The organism is Chroococcidiopsis cubana SAG 39.79 (assembly GCF_003991895.1).
Classification (GTDB): Bacteria; Cyanobacteriota; Cyanobacteriia; order Cyanobacteriales; family Chroococcidiopsidaceae; genus Chroococcidiopsis; species Chroococcidiopsis thermalis.
Genome location: NZ_RSCK01000014.1, coordinates 14,767 through 31,653 on the forward strand (window position 1 = coordinate 14,767; position 16,887 = coordinate 31,653).

The 16,887-nt window shown below is 42.9% G+C and carries 11 protein-coding genes; 9 read left to right on the forward strand and 2 right to left on the reverse strand.

The window, feature by feature from the left end; translation table 11 throughout:
* Nucleotides 1–84 precede the first annotated feature (84 nt).
* The 9 genes from DSM107010_RS11410 (at nucleotide 85) to DSM107010_RS11450 (ending at nucleotide 14,159) form a co-directional block, all read left to right on the forward strand.
* Nucleotides 85–2,175, forward strand: coding sequence for an FHA domain-containing protein (locus tag DSM107010_RS11410; RefSeq protein WP_127022994.1), 2,091 nt, complete (start codon nucleotides 85–87; stop codon nucleotides 2,173–2,175).
* 282 nt (nucleotides 2,176–2,457) lie between these two features.
* The gene (locus DSM107010_RS11415; RefSeq protein WP_015156380.1) at nucleotides 2,458–3,915 is read left to right on the forward strand and encodes an ABC transporter substrate-binding protein/permease; all 1,458 of its coding nucleotides are present in this window, start codon (nucleotides 2,458–2,460) and stop codon (nucleotides 3,913–3,915) included.
* Nucleotides 3,881–4,648: an amino acid ABC transporter ATP-binding protein gene (locus tag DSM107010_RS11420; RefSeq protein WP_106166952.1), complete on the forward strand. Its 768-nt coding sequence runs from the start codon at nucleotides 3,881–3,883 to the stop codon at nucleotides 4,646–4,648. Before DSM107010_RS11415 ends, DSM107010_RS11420 begins: the two co-directional genes overlap by 35 nt.
* A 174-nt stretch (nucleotides 4,649–4,822) precedes the next feature.
* Nucleotides 4,823–6,046, forward strand: a complete 1,224-nt coding sequence (locus tag DSM107010_RS11425) for a dicarboxylate/amino acid:cation symporter (protein WP_106166953.1) — start codon at nucleotides 4,823–4,825, stop codon at nucleotides 6,044–6,046.
* A 587-nt stretch (nucleotides 6,047–6,633) separates the two neighbouring features.
* Nucleotides 6,634–9,879, forward strand: coding sequence for an efflux RND transporter permease subunit (locus DSM107010_RS11430; RefSeq protein WP_106166954.1), 3,246 nt, complete (start codon nucleotides 6,634–6,636; stop codon nucleotides 9,877–9,879).
* 124 nt (nucleotides 9,880–10,003) lie between these two features.
* Nucleotides 10,004–10,483, forward strand: a complete 480-nt coding sequence (locus DSM107010_RS11435; RefSeq protein WP_106166955.1) for a thiol-disulfide oxidoreductase DCC family protein — start codon at nucleotides 10,004–10,006, stop codon at nucleotides 10,481–10,483.
* A 75-nt stretch (nucleotides 10,484–10,558) separates the two neighbouring features.
* Nucleotides 10,559–11,029, forward strand: coding sequence for a peptide-methionine (S)-S-oxide reductase MsrA (gene msrA, locus DSM107010_RS11440; RefSeq protein ID WP_106166956.1), 471 nt, complete (start codon nucleotides 10,559–10,561; stop codon nucleotides 11,027–11,029).
* Nucleotides 11,030–11,239: 210 nt separating this feature from the next.
* A complete protein-coding gene (locus tag DSM107010_RS11445; RefSeq protein WP_106166957.1) occupies nucleotides 11,240–13,378 on the forward strand; it encodes a serine/threonine-protein kinase in 2,139 nt (712 codons plus the stop codon).
* A 121-nt stretch (nucleotides 13,379–13,499) separates the two neighbouring features.
* A complete protein-coding gene (locus DSM107010_RS11450) occupies nucleotides 13,500–14,159 on the forward strand; it encodes a glutathione S-transferase family protein (protein ID WP_015156386.1) in 660 nt (219 codons plus the stop codon).
* A 41-nt stretch (nucleotides 14,160–14,200) separates the two neighbouring features.
* On the opposite strand, the gene DSM107010_RS11455 is transcribed toward DSM107010_RS11450, so the two are convergent.
* Together DSM107010_RS11455 and DSM107010_RS11460 are read right to left on the reverse strand one after the other, a co-directional pair.
* Complete coding sequence (locus tag DSM107010_RS11455; RefSeq protein WP_106166958.1) at nucleotides 14,201–15,064, reverse strand: transglutaminase family protein; 864 nt, start codon at nucleotides 15,062–15,064, stop codon at nucleotides 14,201–14,203.
* A gap of 95 nt (nucleotides 15,065–15,159) precedes the next feature.
* Complete coding sequence (locus tag DSM107010_RS11460) at nucleotides 15,160–16,803, reverse strand: ABC1 kinase family protein (protein WP_106166959.1); 1,644 nt, start codon at nucleotides 16,801–16,803, stop codon at nucleotides 15,160–15,162.
* Between the last annotated feature and the right edge of the window lie 84 nt (nucleotides 16,804–16,887).

The following is a 16,887-nucleotide window of genomic DNA, read 5'->3' on the forward strand; positions in this document are numbered from 1 at the left end:
AGTCACTAGTCACCAGTCACTAGATTCTTCATCTAGTCACCGAGCGCCGATAACTGATAACTGATAACTGACAACTGACAACTTATGTCACCCAAATATGAAAAGCTACAAGCACGAATTCAGGAAATTCAAAAATTTGTCAGCACTAACTTTGAGCGAGATCGAAAATTTAGAACGGTTTTTCAAGAATTAGAAAAAATTGCCGCTTGTCTCAAAACAGAAAAAATAAAATTACAAATTGTCAGCAATAACTCGATCGCAGCGCGATCGCTTCAAATTTATTTCGAGCGGCATAGATTATCGCAATTTTATCAGGTTGGAGTCAGCGCTTTACCAAAGCAGGTCGAACCCGTGCGATCGGCAGGAAGTGCCATACTAGTATTATCAACATCTAGCAGCGAAAAAATATACCCGCTTTCTACTACTGAAACAACTAGTATCGGACGTAATCCTGATAGCAAAATAGCAATCGATTCAAGTTTGTACAAAAAAGTTTCTTGGAATCACGCTCAAATTAGTCCTTGTGGAAATTTAGCTTGGGAAATTTGCGATCGCAACAGCACTAATGGGACTTATATTAATGGAGTTCGATTACAAGGATGCCAAAAATTACAGACAGGCGATCGCATTACTCTCGCCGCATCAGCAAGTTCGGCTTATCCAGAATTTGTGTTTGAGTACAGTTTAACGACTGAATACCCAGAATCTTTAGTAGAAATACTCAATTGCGATATTCTTTGTTTGGTGTGCGATCTCGCCACACTTACAAACGCTTGGCAGGGATTAATAACGATCGCTAATGCAGCACCGATCGCTAAGTGCGTTGTTATTGGTAGTATTCCCAGTTTAACTCAAGTTGAAACCTGGCTGCGCAGTCAAGATCTAAGTGATGTTTTTGAATTAGTAGTTCTATCTCTCAGTTCGTTCTCTCTCCAAACTCAAACCTCAGAAATTAATTCAGTAGCGCAACAGGAACTAGAAAAATTTTGTCAATCTTTAGAAACATTTATTAAAGGTAAGCCAGAAGATATTTTAGCTCAACGATTGACTGCACGAGTGATAAAAGAACTTAGCGTCATAGAGCAAGTTCTCGATCGCGAAGCTGAGGCGATCGCTCAACAACTTCAGCAAGAAGAAGCGCGAATTCAAGGTTTAGCAACTGACGATGTAAAAGAGCAGGCAAAGAAAGCTTTACGAAAAGCTAGTGATGACAAGGATAAGTTTTTTAAGCAAGTTAAGCTCGAACTCAATCAATCGAAAGCTGCTTTATTAGATACGTATAGTAAAAAAAGTATTACGTACAAAGTTGAAGAGTTTATCGAGCGACTAAAACCACAAGTTTTGAAAAAAGGGGGATTTCAATATATTCAACTAAAAGCAGAAAATCCAGTCACTGCGAATGGTAACGTCAACGCCGACTTAACGTATTTTTGCAGCCATGAATTGAAAAAGTGGGCAGATAAAGAATGGCAATTAGTGACTACGACTTATGGTGAAGGTGGATTAAATACCATAGTTGAAACTGTATATAAAATACTCAATTTCTTACCATCGATAAACCTAGATAAATCCCTTTTTTATTCTGACCGACGCATAGATCTTCAAAAAAGCTTAATGAATTCTTTTATTGAAGCTCCTTATGAAGGTCGCTATCAGGGGGTTTCTCCATTAACATACGTCCTGAAACAAATCCGAGCCAACATGATGCAATTTACTTTTCTAGTTGGCTTTGGTGCTATGTTTATTGGGATAAGAGTCAGTGGTGGTGGCAAGCAAGTTATTTCCAGTATTACCCAACCTCTAAGAGAAAATCCTATTCTGTTTGGTATTGTGATATTTTTATTAATTTGTTTGCTGACCTACACTTATCAGAAAGATACCACGCTTCAGCTAGAGGCGATCGCTGATAAATTAAGAAAAGAATTATCCAATCACTATCAGTCTTTGAGTAAAAATTTAGTCGAGAAATTAGTTCTGGAAATTACGACAGTTTTAGAGACAGAAGAGAAGCGATTGAAAGATGCTCTAGAAATTGCTAACGATAAATTTACTACTTATATTATCGATATTGAAAAGAATCAGTTGTTACTTAAAAGTAATTTAGAACAGCAAAAAATCCAACTCAGAAATTTGGACAAAGAAAAAACCGATCTGCAAAAGCTAAAAAGATTTTAGTCTGAATTTTCACAGGAGATCCTCGCTCGATTCCCTAACTGAATTGAAAAGAGGGCTTTAATTCCCCCTGTTTAAGGGTGTAGGGGCGCACAGCTGTGCGCCCTAACAGCCGTGCGCCTCTACAAACATCACGCACGCAATCGAGAATTGCGATAAATTTGTAGCAAAGCGATCGCCTAACTCTGAAAATAAGTCTTAGGATAGTTGGAACTGTTCTTAAAATCTCTCAAATATAGCTTAGCAACAGTTCAACACCATAGATAAAAACAAAAGTTGATTGCTATGCCCAGAAAAAAAAGGCTTTTGTTTGCACTTTTATTGAGTACGGCATTATTTGTTAGTCTCTGCTTTGGCTGGGTAAATGAACTAGTCGCCCAACAGCCATATGCAGGCAAAAAACTGGTAATGGTAACATCAGCGGACTATCCACCTTACGAATTTCGCGATACGGCAAAAGGTAAAGGCGAAATCATCGGCTTTGACGTTGATATTGCAAAATACATCGCTAAAGAGTTAGGCTTTGAGCTAGAAATTCGCGATACTGACTTTAGCGGTATTATTCCGGCTCTGCAATCTCGACGAGCTGATTTTGCGATGGCGGGAATGACACCTACCCCCGAACGCAGAAAAAATGTCGATTTTTCTGACATTTATTACGAAGCTAAAAATACAATTATTGCCCAGAAAGGTAGTAACCTAACTAAATCAACAGACTTAGCAGGCAAAAAAGTCGGCGTTCAACTCGGTTCTCTGCAAGAGAAAGCCGCGAAAAAATTTAAAGGAGTAAACTTAGTTCCTTTAAACAGAATTGGTGAAATTATCCAAGAAGTTAAATCTGGTAGAATTCAAGCAGCAATTATTGAAGATACAATTGCCAAAGGTTTTGTTGCTAACAATCCAGATTTAGAATTTCATACTCTTGCTAATACAGAAGAAGCTGGATCTGCGATCGCTTTTCCCAAAGGCTCAAATTTAGTTGGCGATTTTAACCGCGTCCTTAAACAATTACAGGACAGCGGTGAAATGAAAAATCTGATTAATAAATGGTTTGGGAATAACGAACAACCAGCTACCAACGCAGCAACATCGGGTTCTGGTAATATTTCTGCCAGTATTCCTTTCATTATTGAAGGCGTAGGAACTACACTACTTTTTAGTGCCTTGTCTGTCTTTTTCGGCTTCATTTGGGGAACAATTCTTTCACTGTTAAAAATTTCTACATTTAAGCCGTTGGTGTGGCTTGCTAATGCCTATACCTCTATATTTCGCGGTACGCCATTACTACTACAAATTGCTTTAGTCTACTATGCTACACCACAACTCACGGGCTTTGATATTCCCGCTTTATTAGCAGGGGTCATCACCTTCACCCTCAACTCAGGAGCGTACATTTCTGAGACAATTCGCGGGGGCATTTTGGCAGTCGATAAGGGACAAAGGGAAGCAGCTTTGTCATTAGGAATTGCCTACCAGCCGATGATGTTAGATATTATTTTGCCTCAAGCAATCAAAAATATTTTACCAGCTTTGGTGAATGAAAGTATTACTTTACTTAAGGATTCGGCATTAGTTTCTACAATAGGCGTAGCCGATCTTTTGCGTCGCGCTCAAATCGTTGGAGCAGAAAAATATATCTATTTTGAACCGCTGCTGTTTGCGGGTTTAATTTACTACTTATTAGTCATGAGTTTGACTTGGGGGGGATATGTACTTGAAAGAAGATTACAGCGTAGCACTTGAGCAAGATGTTGCTGTTCATGTTGAAAATTTAGAGAAATCTTTTGGCAGTCTCAAAGTTTTGCAAGGGATTTCGACCCAAATTAGAAAAGGAGAAGTTGTTGCAGTTATTGGACCTTCTGGTTCGGGAAAATCTACATTCTTGCGATGTATAAACTTACTAGAAGTACCAACTGCGGGTAAAATTTATATTAATGGTACTGATATTACTTCCCGCCACACTGATATTATGAAAATTCGTCAAAATGTCGGTATGGTATTTCAGCATTTCAATTTATTTCCGCACATGACAGTATTAGATAATGTCACCTATGCTCCGATTAAAGTCAAGCACGTACCGAAAGATACAGCCCGTGAAGCAGGAATGGAACTGCTAGAAAAAGTTGGTTTAGCAGAAAAAGCTAAGGTATATCCATCAAAATTATCTGGAGGACAAAAGCAACGAGTGGCAATCGCTCGTGCTTTGGCTATGAAACCAGAAGTTATGTTGTTTGATGAGCCAACTTCAGCCCTCGATCCAGAAATGGTGAAGGAGGTGTTGGAAGTTATGAAAGATCTTGCTAGAACTAAGATTACAATGGCGATCGTCACTCATGAAATGGGATTTGCGCGAGAAGTTGCCGATCGCATTTTGTTTTTAGATGGAGGACGGTTAGCGGAGGATGCATCGCCTCAGCAGTTTTTTACTCATCCTCAGTGCGATCGCGCTAAGCAATTTTTGGAGAAGATATTGTAGTTGAGGAGATCTAGTTTTTTATCCTCTTTATATAGCTGGGTGGAGGATATTTTTTTCTTTGTTTCGCGCAGAGATGCAAAGACGCAAAGAAGGACACAAAGAGTATTTAAGCTGTGTTTGTGAAACATTATAATATATACTCAGATAAAAAGTTCTGTCAAAATAGTTGATTTAATGAAAATATCAACGTTAATCTTAGCTGCGCTTGGATTAGGAATTGCTTTTGGAATCTTGTTAATTTATGGCTTTCCAGAGGCGATTGCGTTTCTCGACTACTACCTTCTTTCCCCTCTTGGTGAGGCTTTCTTACGTCTGATTCAATTTGTAGTTGTGCCGATTGTTTTTTCTTCGCTGATTCTCGGCTTAACTCGGATTCAAAATGCTACTCAAGTTGGCAGATACGCGCTAAAGTTAATTTCTAGTTATGCAGTTACTAGCGCGATCGCGGTTGGTTTGGGTATCTTTCTGGCAATTGTCTTGAAACCTGGAGTTGGAGTTACTGGCTTTCAGATTGCCGAAGTTACCCAAGTAACCCAAAAGCAATCTTTAATTGAGTGGTTAGTGAGTTTGATTCCGGTTAATCCTCTAGAAGCATTAAGCACGGGGAACTTACTTCAGACGATTTTTTCTGCTGCTTTAATTGGTGTTGGCCTTCAATTAATTGGAGATAAAGCTACAAACTTTGTTAGCTTAATAGAAAGTGTTTATTTTATTTTTGAGAAGATCTTATCGTTGATTTTATATACAGCTCCAATTGGAGTTTTTGCTTTAATTAGTTCGGCGATCGCCACTCAGGGATTAGAATTAATTGTTAAACTTTTTGTCTATGTTATCGGTTTATGTATTGGCTCGATAATTATGATTGGTTTTTATGCTCTTGTTCTATTCATTCTTAAAGCCAAGCCGATACACTTTTTTCAATGTTTTTTCCCAACTTTATCTTTAGCATTTGGTACGGCAAGCTCGAATGCAGCGCTACCAATTGCCTTACAGAATGCCCAAGAAAACTATGGAATGCGCGAAGATATTGCTAGTTTTGCTATTCCTTTGGGTACGGCTTTAAAACGCGACGGTTCGGCAATTTTACAAGGGTTTAACGCTCTATTTATCGCCCAACTCTATCAGATTCCGCTGACTCCATCACTAATGCTAGCGATCGCTCTCAGTACTTTTCTGGTTTCATTTAGTACCGCAGGCGTACCAGGCGCAGGAATTATTATGATGACAACTGTACTCTCAGCCGCCGGACTGCCCGTAGAGGGAGTAGCCCTTGTTGCAGGTGTCGATCGCCTCACGGATGGCTTGAAAACTGTTTTAAATGTCGTCAGTAATACGGTTAACGCTGTCATCTTAAGCCATTGGGAAAGCTCCTCTGTGGAACCCACTACCGAACATTGATATTACAGCGATCTCCAACAGCGTCTTGAGACATCAGCACTAATTTTATATTATTAGTACATTTGTTCGCTACTTGACCTTGCAATGTACCTCACTTGTGTCAGAATAATAGACTACAAGAATATATCGTATGCTTAACATACCTGACCAGATACGTAGAATGCTTACCCTATAAGAGGTGTAAATTTTGCCTTGAAAGGAAAAGCGCGATCGCCCCAAAGTTATTTACCAATTGTGTAGTATGTGTATTACACTGCGATCTAGCAATTCGTCCATTCACAAACTCTTGTATCCGGAACTGTCGCGAGCGATCGCTCATCCGAGTTTATACTCAAGTTGTTTTATCTGCTCCCTGCTTTCTGTTTTCTGTTTTCTGATTCATAACCAAATCATCTTGCTTTTGTAGGCTTTGCCTCCTTGCCTGAATTGAGAGAAAAATGGGTACTTTACCAATTAGCCTGCGCACATCGCTAACTTCAGCTATGGAGAGAAGCAAAAATGCTACCGATCGGGATTTCAAGCGTGTCAGACCTCTAGTCGGGTGAATAACTTCCGACTGCCGACTTCCGACTTCGTAATAATACTTTATGATTTTCTCGATTTCCGATACTTTCATCAAACGCCCCGTCTTTGCAGCGGTGTGTTCGATTATCATTGCCCTGCTGGGAATTGCATTTATCCCTACATTACCAGTCGCGCAGTATCCTGAAATTGCTCCGCCGCAAGTCAGCGTCACTTCAAACTATGTGGGAGCAAATGCCTCAGTTGTTGAATCGACCGTTACCAACGTCTTAGAGCAAGAACTCAACGGTATCCAAGGCTTACGCTACATCAAATCGACCAGCGCTAACGATGGAACCAGTAGCATCAATCTGACATTTGAATTAGGACGCAACCAAGACTTAGCAGCGGTAGACGTGCAAAATCGGGTATCGACGGTACTATCGCGGTTGCCTGGACCCGTGACGCAGACAGGCGTGCAAGTCACGAAAGCTAACAACAACTTTTTGCTAGCATTTGGAGTTTATTCCGATCGCGATGAAAACAAAAAACAAGATATCTATGACGAAACTTATTTAAGCAACTATGCCGATCTCTACATTGCCGATGCCCTCAAACGGATTAAAGGAGTTGGTGGTGTAGAAATCTTTGGCGAACGCAAATATGCAATGCGCTTGTGGCTCGACCCCAATCGTCTCGCCAGTCGTAACTTGACTCCCCAAGATGCGATCGCGGCATTGCAACAGCAAAACCTGCAAGTTGGGGCAGGACAGATCGGACAACCACCGAATAAATCCGAGCAACTGTACCAGTATGCAGTCAACGCCCAAGGCAGATTACAGAACGAGGAAGAATTTAACAACCTGGTTATTAGAACTGCTGAAGATGGCACTTTAATCAGACTTAGGGATATCGGTCGAGCAGAGTTGGGTGCGGAAAATTATAGTTCTCTATTGCGGTTTACTGCAAGCGATCGCGTCACGCACCGGGGTGTAGGCTTAGGCATCAATCAGCAATTTGGCAGTAACGCCCTCGATACGGCGGCGGCTGTGAAGCAGGAAATGGAACGATTAAAAGAAACTTTTCCGCCTGGGATGCACTACGAAATTGCTTTCGATACCACGACATTTATCCAAGCTGGAACGGAAGAGGTGATCGTCTCGCTGCTGCAAGCGGTGGGATTGGTCGTCATTATCGTTTACATCTTCTTGCAAAATTGGCGATCGGCATTGGTGATTTCAATTGCCATGCCTGTAGCTTTAATCGGGACGTTTATTTTTGTCAAAATCTTCGGTTTTTCAATTAATACCCTGACTCTCTTCGGCTTGACCTTGGCAACGGGTTTAGTTGTAGATGATGCGGTGGTGATTGTCGAAGATATCACGCGCCGAATTCAAGATGATGGGATGCGACCTGTAGATGCAGCGATCGCCTCGATGAATTCGTTGTTTAGTGCCGTCATTGCCACTTCTCTCGTCTTGATTACCGTATTCGTTCCGGTGGCGTTTTTCCCTGGGACAACCGGACAGTTATACAGACAGTTTGCATTGACGATCGCCTTTTCGATTACCGTATCGACGTTTAATGCCGTAACATTTACGCCGATGCTGTCTGCGGTGTTACTCAGACGCGGGCAAGTCCCGAATAACTGGTTTTTTAATGGGATTAACTGGGCGATCGAGAAAACCCGAATAATTTACAGTCGTAGTATTTCTAAGCTGACTAATGCTAAGGGAATTATTCTCGCCCTATTTGCAGTCGCGTTAGGGTTTACTTATTGGCTCTACAATTTCATTCCCGCAGGCTTTATTCCCGATGAAGACCAAGGGGTGTTTATTACCATCGTCCAAGCCCCAGAAGGGGTATCGCTTAACTACACCGAAAAAGTTTTAGAAAAAGCCGAGGCAATACTCAAGGAAGTGCCAGAAGTGCAACAAGTTTTTGCTGTCGGTGGTTTTAGCTTCAGCGGTTCGACACCTAATAACGGCTTGATTTTTACCACTCTTAAACCGTGGGCAGAGAGACGAGGCGCAAACCAATCGTTACAAGCAATTATTGGCGGCTTTTTCCCCCAGCCTTCGGGTTTATTCCCGAAAATGCTGAGTATTCAAGAAGCTACCGTCATTCCGTTTAACTTTCCCGCGATCAATGGTGTGGGTAATTTTGGCGGTTTTGAGTTTCACCTACAAGATAGGGCAAATTTAGGCTTTGACGCGATGGGTACAGCCTTGGGTCAATTTATGGGTCGCGCCAACACTTACCCATCTCCCGAACGACCGCAACTGACGGGTTTACGTCCTAATTTCAGTGCAAATACACCGCAAATTTCTGTAGAAGTCGATCGCGATAAGGCTAACGCGCTTGGGGTTCCGGTGGAAGATATTTTCAACACCCTACAAGCCTTTCTCGGTTCTACATACGTGAATGACTTCAACCAGTTCAATCGGGCGTATCGAGTTTACGTACAAGCTGATACTCAGTTTCGTTCCAACCCAGAAGATATTAAGAAATTGTACGTGCGTTCGCGCAGCGTCTCCGAAGGAGAATCGCGTAATGTCCCTGAAGGAGCGCAAACGGGTGAAATGATTTCGTTAGGTAACTTAGTGACCGTGAAAGAAATCATCGCCCCTTCAATTATCAACCACTACAACTTGTCCCGCTCGGTGGAAATCAACGGTTCCCCTGTCCCAGGGGTGAGTTCGGGACAAGCTATTAAAGCGATGGATGCAGTGGCAAAAGAAACACTACCAAGAGGATTTGGCTATGAGTGGTCTGGACTTTCTTTAGAAGAAGTCGAGTCTGGCGGACAGGCAATTTTTATCTTTGGTTTGGGCGTAATCTTCGTGTTTCTGACACTAGCAGCCCAGTACGAAAGCTTTGTCGATCCGTTTATTATTCTGCTGACAGTACCATTAGCAATTCTTGGCGCTTTACTTGCCGTTCTCGTTCGAGGTGCAGCCAACGATATTTACACTCAAGTTGGATTTGTGATGCTAATTGGGATGGCAAGTAAAAACTCAATTCTGATTGTCGAGTTTGCCAACCAACTGCACGATGAGGGATTGAGTATTACCAAGTCAGCCGTTGAGGCGGCGAAAGAACGCTTGCGACCGATTTTGATGACAGCCTTTTCCACGGTTGCGGGTGGTATTCCCCTGATGATAGCTACGGGTCCCGGTGCGGCGGCGCGTCAATCACTGGGAACGGCAACTTTCGGCGGGATGTGCGTTGCAACTGTGTTGAGTCTATTCGTCATCCCCGTGCTGTATATCATTATCAAGTCAATCGAAACTCGCTTCTCTAGGAAAGCGCCCGTCGATCGCAGTTTCTAGCTATTAACTTTTATTAAGATAGTTAATAGACAGTGACCAGTTATCAGTTATCACACAAAAAATCCGTATGTTGTTGGTCACTGGTCACTGTCAAACTGGTCACTGATTTAACCGCGATCGCTATATGTCGTTATCAAACACCCAGCCTCACGCAACTCAAACAGCTATACAGTCTCCGACCTGGCAAATTAAGCTGTTGTATGACAGCGAGTGTCCCTTGTGTATGCGTGAGGTCAATTTTTTGCGCAAACGAGATGCCAATCGGGGACTAGTCGAGTTTGTAGACATTGCAGACGAGAATTACAACCCCGCAGCTAATAGTGGAGTTGACTTTGAAACGGCAATGGGACGCATCCACGCTATTCTTCCTGACGGCACGATTGTCAAAAACGTAGAAGTTTTTCGCCGAGTTTACGAAATCTTGGGCATGGGTTGGGTCTATGCTGCAACCAAATTGCCTATAGTTGGTTCTATAGTCGATCGCCTCTACGGAATTTGGGCTGACTGGCGCTTAGCGCTAACGGGACGACCGGATCTGAAAACAATTGTTGCCCAACGCCAACAAAAGACTGAGTGCAATACCGAAGGGCGTTGTCAACTTTGACAGTGTAGAGACGTTACATGTAACGTCTCTACAATTTCCCACGTATCACTCACCACGCACCACTCACCACTTATTATGGCAATAGCAACTTTTGGAGCCGGATGCTTTTGGGGTGTAGAAGCTGCTTTTCGCACCTGTAAAGGTGTTGTCTCCACTTCTGTTGGTTACATGGGTGGACATTTCGAGCATCCAAGCTATTTGGACGTACTCTCTCGGATTACGGGACACGCTGAGGTGTGCCAAGTAAAGTACGATCCTGCGGTAGTCAGCTATGAGACGCTACTCGACTTATTCTGGAGTATCCACGATCCGACAAGTTTAAATCGACAAGGTGCAGACCGAGGAGAACAATATCGCTCGGTCATTTTCTATCACACACCCGCACAAGAACAAGCAACTAGACAGTCTAAAGAGCAGTTAGAGCGATCGCATAAGTACGATAAGGCGATCGTGACCCAAATACAACCCGCTTCAACTTATTGGCTGGCGGAAGACTATCATCAACAATATTTGGAGAAGAAAGGCTACTACAAATCACTGCTCTAAACAAGACATTTTTAAATATCTATACAAAATCTGTAATGGCGATCGGAAGGCTTGTAGTTAGTACTTAAGCGATCTGCTAGAAGATTTAATGGTTTTTTTACATCTTTTTCATCTATGCTGTCAAGCAGGAAATTGCAACGAATAAATACCGAAATTATAAGCTGACTTCTGAAGTGTTTTATACTTGTGTCATCTGGGTGGAAAACGACTATGAGTATTGTGTGTAGTAGAGGACACCAAGTTGCAGCAGGAGCAAGATTTTGTTCTCAGTGTGGTGAACTTTTACAAATAGTACAATCCCAGCCAGTAGGTGCAATTTCGCTCACAGAAAATGATGGTGAGCCATTGCAACCTGGAACTTGCCTGCACGAGCGCTACATCATCCAACGACAGCTAGGACAGGGAGGTTTCGGTAGAACCTACTTGGCAGAAGACATGGGGCGGTTTCGAGAAAAATTCGCGATTAAAGAGTTTATGCCTTCGATGAGGAACACTACCGCCCTCAAGAAAGCAGAAGAATTATTTCAACGAGAAGCAGCGATGCTGCACCAGCTCGAACATCCACAAATTCCTCGATTTTGGCAGATATTTCGGCAAGAAGGACGAATTTTTTTAGTATTAGATTATGTTGATGGACCAACATATAAGGATCTTCTTGAGCATCGCTTAGAGCAAGGTCAATGCTTTAGTGAAACAGAAATTTTAGAACTTTTACAAAACCTACTACCAGTTCTTAGTTATCTTCACCGTCGCGGGGTAGTTCACCGAGATATCGCGCCTGATAATATCATCCTTCGTAGAGAAGATAGTCTGCCCGTATTAATTGATATGGGAGGGGTGAAACAGGTAGCAATTCAAATAGGTACGCAGCTAGAAGCAGAGCAAAATCTTCCTGGTTCTGCGATTACTTGTGTCGGTAAAATCGGTTATTGCCCAGAGGAACAGCTTTATTTTGGCATAGTAGCTCCCCACAGCGATTTGTATGCTCTAGCAATTACAATCCTCGTATTGATGACGGGGAAAAAACCTCAGCAGTTGCTCGATCCAGATACTCTACAGTGGTCTTGGGAGCAGGAGTTAAAGTTAAGTCCACTTCTGGCAAAAACTCTGAATCGAATGTTGGCACAAAAACCTGCCAATCGTTTTCAATCAGCAGATGAGATTTTACAGGTTTTAAACCCCATCTTGCCCGTTGCCCTTCCAAACGAACATTCAAGGCAGCTAGAGATCCCTCAGACTACTCAGTCTGGATTTTCACACCCATCGAGAATCGCTCCTAAGACTTCCCAATCCCTGAATGGAGATCCGCAGAAACGTCATTTCTTGCCACAAAATTATCTGAAACAAAACTGGCGAACCATTGCAATTCCTGCTAAGTTTCTAGTTCCGGCACTTCTAGTCGTTGCTGGGGGACTCACCTATGTTGTCTGGAAAAATTACCCGACCTTCCTACCACAGCCAGTACCAGCAGAACTTGCCGAGACTTCTGGTTTGCAACTGCGGAATTCAATGCAGGAGGTAGAAAATGTGCCATCTGGTCTATTTAACTATGGTGGCGCTCACACTTTTGCAGCGCTGACTGCTGCTGGCATGAACGATGCGATCGCCAAAGCCCACCCAGATTTTCACCTGCGCTACACCGAGCCTTTTAATGGCGAACCTGGTTCTGGTACGGGAATTAAAATGCTGATCGATGGTGAATTGAGCATTGCTCAGAGCGCTCGATCCCTTGAAGAAGGTGACTACAACAAGGCTAAAGTCCGTGGATTGTCCTTGGAACAAATACCAGTGGCGATTGACGGAGTGATCTTCTATACTCCTGTATCTCTACCTGTGACTGGGCTTTCCATAGACCAATTACAAGCAATCTTCAGAGGCAAGGTGACAAACTGGCAGCAGGTAGGAGGACCAAACGTGCCAATTGTGCCTGTCGGACTCGATCCCAAAACTACTAGCGTACTTAAGTTACTACTAGGCGGCGAAGGCGAAGATGTCGGTTCTAACGTGCAAATTGTCCGCGATTACACCACAGCAATTCGTAAGGTTGCTGCAACACAGGGTGGAATTTCTTACGGTTCGGCTCCTATCTTTGCTAACCAGAAGTCAATCCGTCCCATTGCTTTAGCCAAAGCCAACACCAAACAATACGTGCAACCTTTGACAGAGAATAGACAGGTTAATGCACCAGCGTTTCTAGACGGCACTTATCCAATGACTCGCCGCCTATTTATCATGATCCGTCGCGATCGCTCAGTCGATGAAAAAGCTGGACTTGCCTATGTCAACATGTTGCTATCTAAAGAAGGTCAGGCGATCGTCAAGCAGGCTGGGTTCGTCCCGATTCGTTAAACTTATTGGTCATTCGTCATTTGTTATTTGTCATTAGTAAGAGAGTGGTGAGTGGCTAGTGACTAGATTCTTTTCTAGCCAGCAGCCACGAGTCACTGATAACTGTTAACTGATAACTTTTATGACACAATTCACTTTAGTTATTGGCAATAAGAATTACTCTTCTTGGTCGCTACGCCCTTGGCTAGTTTTAACACAAATTGGCGTAGATTTTAACGAAATCAGAATTCCGCTCGACACACCACAATTTCGCCAAGAAATTTTTCGCTACAGCCCGACTGGAAAAGTGCCAGTATTGCAGCATGGAGATATTACAATTTGGGAATCTTTGGCAATTTGCGAATATTTAATCGAACAATTTCCCGCTGCTAAATTATTACCAACTCAACTAGCTGCCCGTGCCTTAGCACGATCGATTAGTGCCGAAATGCACGCAGGTTTTCAAAATTTGCGTCAAAATATGCCCATGAATTGCCGCAGTCACTTTCCTGGTAAAGGGATGAAACCAGGAGTACAAGAAGATATAGATCGCATCACCACAATTTGGCGTGAATGCCGCGAAAAATTTGGCAATAATAACGGCGATCTGCTGTTCGGTCACTTTACAATTGCTGATGCCATGTTTGCCCCAGTTGTCTCCAGATTTATCACTTACGGAGTCAAATTAGATCCGATTTGCCAAGACTACGCCGAAGCAATTCGGCATCTTCCTGCCATGCAAGCCTGGATAACTGCGGCACAAGTCGAACCAGAACATTTAGAGCAGTACGATAATTTGTGATGAGTGGTGCGTGGTGCGTGACCAATTACCAATTACCAAATCTATTGTCCCATCGCAGGTTGAATCGATAACTTGTATTTTAACTCTGACTGTGCTTTTCCTTTGTATCCACCTTTGACTGGTGCGGCACTTTGAGGAATGGCACTAGCAGCTACAGCAATGTGACCGTCAGCCACAGCTAACCCGTGTGTAGGGTCGAAACCCCGCCAGCCCCCGCCTGGTAAGAACACCTCAGCCCAAGCGTGAAGATGGCGATCGTTTGCATCGGGGTCGCCTTCTTGGTAGCCACTAACAAAACGTGCTGCTAGACCTATAGCACGACAAACTTCCATAAATAAAATTGCTGAATCGCGACAAGAACCAGATTTTTCTGTCCAAGTAATACTTGGAGGTAAAGGTGCGCCCGTCTCGCGAATAACTTGCTGGCAATTTTGATAAATTCGTTCGTTGAGTGCTGTTAAAAATCCTACCGTTTCCCCATTTTGGGCGTGATGAATTTCTTGTGCCAGTTGAATGGCAATTGGATCTATTCCTGCTGTATTCCAATATCCTTGTAGATATGGTTGGAGTTGCGATCGCAACGAAGTTGGATAATCAATTGGTAGTTTATTCGCCCACGGTTCTAACAGAAAACCAAACGGATTGGTGCAGTGAGTTTCTACTTGCGATCGCGTTTGAATTTCTAATAATTCTGTAGTTTGCGAACCAAACCAAACTTTAATTGCCGCATTGCCATCCAAATCGATAATTTGAGACTGACTCACGGGAGTTGGCAATATCTCTAGTTCAAAGTTCTGCAACGTTTGCCATCCATCCGACCGAGGGCGCAATCGAATTGTGTGCGGCTCTAAAGTTATTGGTTGGCTGTAGGTGTAGATTGTTTTGTGTACGATTTGATATTGCATTAAGGCGGTGAGTCGTGAGTCTTAAATGGGAACATGAGGAGCGATTCTTATTGAAGATTTGAAAGTTGAGCAGGCTCGTCTAGCTTTAACAAAGCCTACCGCAAACGCCCCGATCGCAGGATACTAAAAATCAGCCACAATCCCAACAAACTTGCTACTGCAAATAGGACGCTACTGAGCCACGATAGCTGTGCTGTCTGGGCTTTGGAAGAAATAATCGCTGCGCCCATAATTAACGAGCCAACTAATACGCTAAACGAGAGGCGGTTAGCAGAGTCATCAAGGGTACGACGTATGCTATCTAATCCCCGTACCGATAAATTCCATTGCAATGTCTCTGAGGTCACGCGGTCTAATAACAGTTCGATCTGGCGGGGGGATTGCAGCGAAAGACTTTTGATATCGAGGGCTGTTCGTAATAAAGATTCTACAGGACGATTGCCTAATAACTGGCGACGAAACAAGTCTGTTAACAAAGGTTTGACTTCATCGAGAAAATTAATTTCTGGATTAAATTGACGTGCTAATCCTTCCAAATTGGCAAGGGTTTTTGCATACAAACCCATATTACTCGGCAAGCGGATTTTATTGTTACGAGCAACTTGCAGTAATTCATAAATAATTTGACTGAAATTGATTTGAGACAGATCTAAGTTATAGTACTTCCGTAACATGCGATCGTAATCGTTTTCCAATCGCGATAAAATTACGGGTTGAGCTGAATCTGACAATTGTAATGTCAACTGACTGCATCGTTGAGCGTCAATATCAACAATTGCCAACAACATTTCTACTAAAATTTGCTGAGTCCGAGGATCGAGTTTGCCTACCATCCCGCAATCTAACAGCGCAACGCGCCCATCTTTGAGATAGAAAATATTGCCGGGATGCGGGTCGGCATGGAAGAATCCATCAATATAAAGCTGCTGGAAAAAAGCCCGAAATAGCAAAGTCGTAATTTCTTGTCGTTTGGTTTCTGGAGAAACACCATTATTTTCAGCAAAGTTTGCTGCTAATAAAGGGACTCCATCTAACCATTCCATCACTAACAATTTTTCTGTGGTCAAGTCCCAGAAAATTTCTGCTATGACTAATTGCTGTGGATCGAACCACCGACTAGCTGACAAATTGCGGCGTAATTGTTCGGCAAAATGTGCTTCTCTCGTGAAGTCTAGTTCTGCCTCTAATGCAGATGTAAATTCATTCGCTAAAGATTTAATCTCATAATTCTGACCGAACTCACTTCGCGCTACTAAATCGGCGACTCCTTGAATTAAGGAAATATCTTGAGCGACGATCGCATCAATCCCGGGACGTTGCACTTTGATAGCAACTTCTCGACCATCTGTCAACGTAGCACGATGAATTTGACCGATCGATCCAGCGGCAACAGCTTGAAAGTTAATTTTACTGAAAGTTTCTTCTAAAGGTTTTTTAAGCTGTTGGCGAATCGCAACTTCAATTTCTGCCCAAGGCACGGGTGGAACATCATCCTGTAGGGTTGACAGCTCATCAATATAAGAAGCAGGTAATAGATCGGGGCGGGTAGACATGAGCTGCCCGAATTTAACATAAACAGGTCCCAAATCCACCAGAATTTTACGCAATACGGCTGGTGTCGGTAACTGAGGCTCGTCTGTTTTGCCCCCAGTTAGCAGCCGTCGCATGTAGTCCCAGCCGTTACGGAACAGAATTTCAGCGATTTCTCGTTGACGAGAAGTGTTTTGAGTTAGGAACACAGTTTAGGTAGTTGGTAATGGGTAATGGGTAATTGGTTGTTAGTCATTAGTCATTAGTCGTTGGTAAGTTCTTCACGCACTAGT

Coding starts and splice junctions, on each gene's coding strand:
- msrA (WP_106166956.1), top strand. CDS start 10,559: ATGGCAATAGCAACTTTTGGAGCCGGATGCTTTTGGGGTGTAGAAGCT.
- DSM107010_RS11410 (WP_127022994.1), top strand. CDS start 85: ATGTCACCCAAATATGAAAAGCTACAAGCACGAATTCAGGAAATTCAA.
- DSM107010_RS11415 (WP_015156380.1), top strand. CDS start 2,458: ATGCCCAGAAAAAAAAGGCTTTTGTTTGCACTTTTATTGAGTACGGCA.
- DSM107010_RS11435 (WP_106166955.1), top strand. CDS start 10,004: ATGTCGTTATCAAACACCCAGCCTCACGCAACTCAAACAGCTATACAG.
- DSM107010_RS11445 (WP_106166957.1), top strand. CDS start 11,240: ATGAGTATTGTGTGTAGTAGAGGACACCAAGTTGCAGCAGGAGCAAGA.
- DSM107010_RS11425 (WP_106166953.1), top strand. CDS start 4,823: ATGAAAATATCAACGTTAATCTTAGCTGCGCTTGGATTAGGAATTGCT.
- DSM107010_RS11420 (WP_106166952.1), top strand. CDS start 3,881: ATGTACTTGAAAGAAGATTACAGCGTAGCACTTGAGCAAGATGTTGCT.
- DSM107010_RS11450 (WP_015156386.1), top strand. CDS start 13,500: ATGACACAATTCACTTTAGTTATTGGCAATAAGAATTACTCTTCTTGG.
- DSM107010_RS11430 (WP_106166954.1), top strand. CDS start 6,634: ATGATTTTCTCGATTTCCGATACTTTCATCAAACGCCCCGTCTTTGCA.
- DSM107010_RS11455 (WP_106166958.1), bottom strand. CDS start 15,064: ATGCAATATCAAATCGTACACAAAACAATCTACACCTACAGCCAACCA.